We start from the raw sequence: 6,005 nt of genomic DNA, 5'->3' as shown, positions 1-6,005 counted from the left end.
CGGCGCCGTTCCAAGTGGCGGCACAGGGCCGGGTCGTGCAGGCGCACCTCGCGGAAGCCCGGTACCGCCGCGGCCCCGCCGGGCCGGAAAACGGCGCCGTAGCGGTAGCCGCGAGATTTGGGCGCCTGACCCGGGGCGGCGGGGATGTAGTGGCCGTCGCACTCCAAAAGTTGGGAGCTCAGGCAGTAATCCAGGTATAGTCTATAGGACCTCAGCCACTGCTGGAGCGCTGTCGAGTTGAGCGGCACGAAGGCGAGTGGCTCCTCGGCCAGGTAGGCAGCCAGGCGGCGGTTTTTGGCCGGCACCAGGGCCAACTGGTGCAGCAGCTCAACCAAGCAGTCGCGGCGAAAGCCAGGGAAGGGCGGCGGATGGGCGGCCAGGTGGGCTTCGAGGAAGAGGGGTTCGAGGCGTAGGATGGACATCGGAAGCGGGTGCTGAAGTTAACCGGAGGGCCTAAGCATTGAGGCACCGCAGGGCGTCCTGTATCAGCTGCGAGTCACCGCCTTGCCGCACGGCACGGCCCCGCACCAGCGCCTTGTTGAAGTACTGCAGGACGATGCCGACTTCGTCCTCGAAGATGTCCGGGCGGCTGATGGCCACACGGAGCGCAAGAGGCATCCGTTCGATGCAGCGCACGGTGATGTTGGCGGGTTCGAGCCGCGTAATGGCTTCCGCCAATACCTGCCGCAGGCCTTCGGGCAATGCTTGCACCTCGCGTTGCCGGGAGAGCACGGGGTCGAAGTGGAAAGCAGTGGGAGCCGGGTTTGGCTGGGAGGTTTGAGTAAGGTTTTTCATGAGGGGAAGTAGTGAACAGGGCCTGCTAGGCCCGTCGGTGAAAAAGGAGGTAGAGCACCCTCCTTCAGCGTTGAAAACCGAAGGAGGGTACGGTATCGGCCACTGGGGCCACGGCGCCGCGCCGCCCGCGTTGCAGGCCTCCAATAGCGGCTTCGCACTGGCTCGAACGAGCCGGGCTGCGCGCTCGGCCAGCGCCCGACCGGCGGCCGTGGCCAAGGCCGCGGGCGAAGCGGCCGTCGATAATTCAATCGACGGCCGCTTCGCCCAATTATGGGGCTCTAAGCGGATTGGGTTGCGACGCCTTCGGCTCCGCTCGCCGCGCTGCTGAGGCTGAGCAATAGTTTTTGCAAGGGCGCGAGCACGGTGTTGGATTGCACCTGGGCCACCCGGGCCTGAATCGGTGCATCGCCCGGCCCGTAATGCAGCAGCACTTGCGCCAGGCCGTGTTGTGGGGCTTTAAACCACAACTCTAACGCGTTGATACCAAGCTCCATCCACGGCAGTGCCCACTGGCGCTTGTGGGCCCCGTCGCGGAGTTGATAGTAAGCCGACACGAGTTGCAGCGGCAGCCCGTCGGCGAAAAGGCCGTCTACTTCGTTGGCAAACAGCGGCAGGGGCCGATTAAGCAGGCGCACGACTTCCTGACCAAGGGCTGTCTGTGGGCTTTCCGCCAGGGCTTTGCGAAACGCGCCGGACTTGTTGTGGTAGAGAACGACCTGAGCGGTTTCCGTGCCACGGCACGCGGTGATGCGCAGCCCCTGCGGCACCCCGTTTTGCACGAAAACGGTGATGTCCGTGGCTTTGAGCATGAACACGGCCCGAAAAAACAGCTCCCTCTGGTCATCGTTCAAGTACCACACACTGAAATTGCGGTCGAATTTTCGGTCGTGCGGAAACGGCGAGGTAAGGCTGTCATAAGCAATTGCCGGCAGCTTTAACTCACCGTTGGGTTGGGGGGCAGGAGCGCCGGCGAGGAACTGCAGCGGCTTTCGAAAGGCTTCCTCCTGGTTGAAGGCCGTTAGAGTTTCGAGCACGGAAGAGTCCGCGTGAAATTGCATGCCGGAAGGGCGTGATTGGGGAGAATTCATGGGAGAGCAAATGGGCTTCGAAGCCCGTTAGTAAAAAATGAGGTTGTGCACCCTCCCCGGCCGTCTATCGGCGGCGGAGGGCACGGTATCGGGCCACCGGGGCCCTGGCGCGACGCCGCCCCTACTGGTGGCCTGTAAGGGATTTGCACCGGATATAGGCGTGAACCGCGTGGCGGTTTCAGTGCCAAGTTTCCCACGCGGCCTGGGCTACCCCTTCGTATCAAGGGGGATGGTACTTGACGCCGCCGCCGAAATACCCCGGCGCCTTGTCGCGCCGGGGCGGCTCAAGGGCCCCGTGCTAGCCCAGCAGGTCCGAACGAAAAGCGGTTCTTGGGTCGTAGTACAGGGTCGTCGGGCGATTTGGGTCTTGGTTCTGCCACGGGTGGCAGCGCAGGCCCCGGTACCGGTCCTGGTGGGTGAAATGCACCACGAGGTCCTCAATCTTTTGGGCATAGCTTTCGGGCCCGGCCGACAGGGCGACGACCGCCGTCAGGCCGAGCCGGGAAGGCCACCGGTTCAACAGCAGCGGCGGGTCGATGCCCCCGAAGGCCTCGCTGAGGAAGGCGCGGCGCACCTGGCCAGTAAACCGCGCGGGGTCTACCTCGAAGTGGAGGACCCCGAGGCCGGAGGCCACTGCTGCGCCGCCTTCGGCCGTGCCACGGGAGCTAAAGGCGACGAAGCACGAACTTGGCATCATAAAGGGTTCGTAGCCGCCCTGCATCAGGGTGGGCAATTCCCGGGCGATGGCTTTGGTCTCGGCGCGATGCGGGCTGTAGGGGTCGGTGAGCCACCATTCCAGCTCCTGGAAGGTGATGGCGGCGGGCGGCGGGCAGTCGTCCAGGTTGGGGTAGTACTGCCGGTCCTCGTAGCGGTCAAAGGTCATCCGCGCCGGTGGCGGGAGCGTGGGCATGGCCCGGTGGTTCGCCAAGCTCGGCGTGGAGTACCCGCACGCGTCGGACTGGCCGGGCGAGCAGCGGGCAGTGGGCGCGTCAACTTCCGCCGGCGATTCCGGGCGTTGCGCCCCGGTCGTTTCGGCGAACAGATGGTCCAGGCTGGCCAGCTTGCGGTCCGGCCAGGGCGAGCCCCACCCGCAAATCCGGGCGCCTTCCTGATCCGCTAGGTAGTGCCGGCGCAACTCGGGGTACTGGCTCCGCAACGTGGCTTCGCACGCCCTTTCGCACCGGTTCCGTTGGCAGGCGCCGCCAAGCGCCGAGGCGGTCTGCGGGGGGTGGGACGACGCGAGGGGTTGCGAAATGGACGAGAGGGACTTTGTGTCCGGCTGGCCGGGCGCGCGGTGGGGGTTGGAGGGATTGTTCATAAAGGGGAAAAGGTGAGGGCCGGTGGTCCGGGCCGGGGTGATGTGGTGAAGGCGTTGGAAGGGGGTGGGAAGGCCGGTACACTTCCGTGACCAGCGACCCGATTGGGCTCCCGCGGAGGGCCGCGGGCGAGGGCAGCAGGCCTTGCGGCCGTGGCGCTCGCCCCCGCGGGCGGCTCCGACCGCGCGTGACGAGGGCCGCTCATTTCCGGCACGGCGAAAAGGAGTCGACAACCGCGGGCGGCGACTGGGCCGCGTTGAGCACGGCGGTACGCTCCGGCCACTCCCCTTTGCCAAATGCTCGGCACGGTAGCCCTCCGCGTCTCTGCCGGGCGGAGGTGGCGGCGCCCACGCGTGGCAGCACGGCCGCTTCGCGCACCTGGAGCAGCGGGAGCGGCTTCGCGGCGCCGGTGACCGGGGGCTGGACCGGAGCGGGGCGGACGGACTGGTTGAATTCGTTATGAACATCCCTTTGCAATTCGAGCAATAGGGTGTATTTTGGCGAGTCGGTCATGAGTGGGGCCAAAAGGGAGTGTGGATATCTCCTATGGTATAGCCTACCTCAAGCCCAAAAGTAACCGCGCAGTCAATCAGGTTTTTAACCCGTTTTGCGGTTGTGATTATGCCTGCTCCGACGTCGTCAATTGAGCTTTTTAGCCAGCCGGGCCTCATTCGCTTTCCGGCCGGCTCTCCTGCTGGTGCGGATGCGCGGCGGTCCGCCCACCGGGATGTGAAGAAGGACAAGAACCCAGCGGGCCACCTGGAATTCCAGGGGCATCGCATTAAGCTCCCTGGCGGTCGTCACGTTCGGGTTGGTTGCAAGTACCTTCCGCTCCCTCTTAGGTAGTCGCGCTTGGCCTTTTGATCCTAACAACCCGGTGACACCGCGGTAACATGCTGATGCATTACCGCTCGGCACCAATCAGGAGGCGCCCGGACCCATATTCGGGCCCGCGAACGCCCCGTAAAACGCCTTCCAGCGCTCAATACGCCCCCTCCTCCTCCCACGCCAGCCCCTTGCGCTGTTGGGGTGACCCGGCCCCTGGCATGCAGGCCGAAAACGGCGTCCAACCGGTTACGCCGCGTTGTTACCGTCCTGGCGAAAAAAGGAGTCTTCGGCAACGCGCAGAGCAGGACCCTGCCGCCCCTCGCCCCGGTAGCTTAGCTGCTGTCGCCGCCTGGTTTCCGCAGGTTTAGGCGAAGAGGCTGGCCGACGGGCGCCACTGACCCGGCTGCGGCGGGTCAGGGCAGCGGCACCACAATGATTAAGTGTAAACCCCTCTTACGCGCGAGGCGCAGGGCATGGCCAGTGCCTTTGCTGACCCCGTCCCATAGCGCGAAACACGCTTCTGCTTCGTTTATAATCAGTTGGTTGCGCACTAACGGAGCAGCGCGGCCGTGCGATTGGTAATCCGGGTGGTGTATTTGGATAGGAATCCCCCGCGCTTTTGCGTAGCGGACACAGTGAGTATCGGGGCCGACTGCTCCCCCACTGATAATCAGCGTGATAGGTCGGGCCGCGGCCAAGGCGTCCAGTTCGCGGGCAAGTTGTTGATAGTGGGCCTCGGTGGCGGCCTGGCGGCTGCCGATTACTGCAAGCTTCACGGGTTTGCTATGTGATGAATGAAAATTTGCGCCGATGGGGAGGCCGCTTACCAGTGCGAACTCCTGGAATAAGCGGGACCATTCGGCTTGAAATCAACACAAGCCAAATTATTTCTAGTTCCAAAATTTAATTTCAATTAATTGTAATTCAGTGGGTTAAGTTGAAATCAATCCTGGTTTAAGTCGGCTTTGATTTTCATCGCGTGAGGCAAGAGCAGGGAGCCGCCGAGCAAGCCCTAGGCAGCCCCGTTCCTTCTCATCGAAACGCCTCGCCCACAGGCAGCTTTACCCACTGATAGCAGGTGGGCAACCCCACACCTCGCCGGCTGGGCGCCTTCGTCGAACCGGCCGAATAGGTAGTTCACGGGAAGGTTTCCCCCTCCGCGGCGGCGCTTTTTCAGTCAAGCCACACTTGCCGCCATGTTGCCCCTGGGGCGTGCTGAGCTAACTGCTACTCGGCGGGCGCTGGCCCGCGTTGGGGTTGTGCCTCACGGCCGGGCCATCCGGCTTCCGTGAGGCGCACGCCTCGCCTGGCTTTTTCGGCCAACGGCGTTCCGCGACGACGGACCGCGGCTTCCTCCGCCTGCTCGTCGGCCAGGTTCCGGCCTTCCCGCTGGAGCGTGGTGAGCAGTTCGGGCCGCACGGCTTGGCGACACGGCCTAAACCGACAGGGAGCAGTTTTTGCCGCATTCGAGCCTGCCGCAGGTTAGCGCTAGCTGCCACGTTCAGCCCAGAACTCTGCTTGTACCCGGGGCCCGCGGGTTTCGAGGGTTTGCAAGGGCAGCTACCCTGGCGCTACTCCGTTTTCTCAATCCCCCGGCCCCGCCGGGGCGTGGTTCGGCGGCCGTCCAGGCGCGGGGGCTGCTGGAGGGCTGCCTGCAGGTCTTCTGGGGAAAATAGTGTCCGACTGCCGAGTTTTCGGTACGGGAGCAGGCCGCGGCGCTTCCACGCGTGAATGCTGGCCACGCACACGTCCAGAAAGGCCGCCGCTTCCTTGACGCTGAGCAGCGCTTGAACTGCTGGGCGCTCCGGGCGGGAAGCCGTGGTGGGGGTGGTTGCCTGGGCCGCGCGTTCTTCGCGCAGGACCTGACGCAGTTCCTCGCGCAGGATGGTCCGCAGGTCGGCGCGGTACTCGTCCTGGGAAAACAACAGCAAAAACGGCGACGTGGCCGGGATGGGGGAACTAGAAGGCATGAGGCGAA

The 6,005-nt window shown here is 64.4% G+C and carries 6 protein-coding genes; all 6 read right to left on the bottom strand.

What is annotated here, in order from left to right; all coding sequences use genetic code 11:
- Nucleotides 1-422 (bottom strand): hypothetical protein (locus BEN47_RS12050; RefSeq protein WP_139147371.1); only part of this gene is annotated, 422 nt, incomplete at its 3' end.
- Between the two features lie 31 nt (nucleotides 423-453).
- Nucleotides 454-795: a hypothetical protein gene (locus BEN47_RS12045; protein WP_070728664.1), complete on the bottom strand. Its 342-nt coding sequence runs from the start codon at nucleotides 793-795 to the stop codon at nucleotides 454-456.
- Between the two features lie 278 nt (nucleotides 796-1,073).
- Entirely contained in the window at nucleotides 1,074-1,829 is a 756-nt protein-coding gene (locus BEN47_RS12040) for a hypothetical protein (protein WP_125921644.1), read from the bottom strand.
- Nucleotides 1,830-2,181: 352 nt separating this feature from the next.
- Nucleotides 2,182-3,201: a hypothetical protein gene (locus tag BEN47_RS12035; protein WP_070728662.1), complete on the bottom strand. Its 1,020-nt coding sequence runs from the start codon at nucleotides 3,199-3,201 to the stop codon at nucleotides 2,182-2,184.
- Nucleotides 3,202-4,440: 1,239 nt separating this feature from the next.
- Nucleotides 4,441-4,803: an SLOG family protein gene (locus BEN47_RS22875; protein WP_070728660.1), complete on the bottom strand. Its 363-nt coding sequence runs from the start codon at nucleotides 4,801-4,803 to the stop codon at nucleotides 4,441-4,443.
- A gap of 795 nt (nucleotides 4,804-5,598) precedes the next feature.
- Entirely contained in the window at nucleotides 5,599-5,997 is a 399-nt protein-coding gene (locus BEN47_RS12020) for a helix-turn-helix domain-containing protein (protein ID WP_070728659.1), read from the bottom strand.
- Nucleotides 5,998-6,005 lie beyond the last annotated feature (8 nt).

Source organism: Hymenobacter lapidarius, from assembly GCF_001816145.1.
Lineage (GTDB): Bacteria > Bacteroidota > Bacteroidia > Cytophagales > Hymenobacteraceae > Hymenobacter > Hymenobacter lapidarius.
This window is presented reverse-complemented; position numbering and strand designations above follow the sequence as displayed.

Excerpts from the sequence above, each read along its gene's own strand:
- BEN47_RS12045 (WP_070728664.1), bottom strand. The coding sequence starts at position 795 with ATGAAAAACCTTACTCAAACCTCCCAGCCAAACCCGGCTCCCACTGCT.
- BEN47_RS12035 (WP_070728662.1), bottom strand. The coding sequence starts at position 3,201 with ATGAACAATCCCTCCAACCCCCACCGCGCGCCCGGCCAGCCGGACACA.
- BEN47_RS12020 (WP_070728659.1), bottom strand. The coding sequence starts at position 5,997 with ATGCCTTCTAGTTCCCCCATCCCGGCCACGTCGCCGTTTTTGCTGTTG.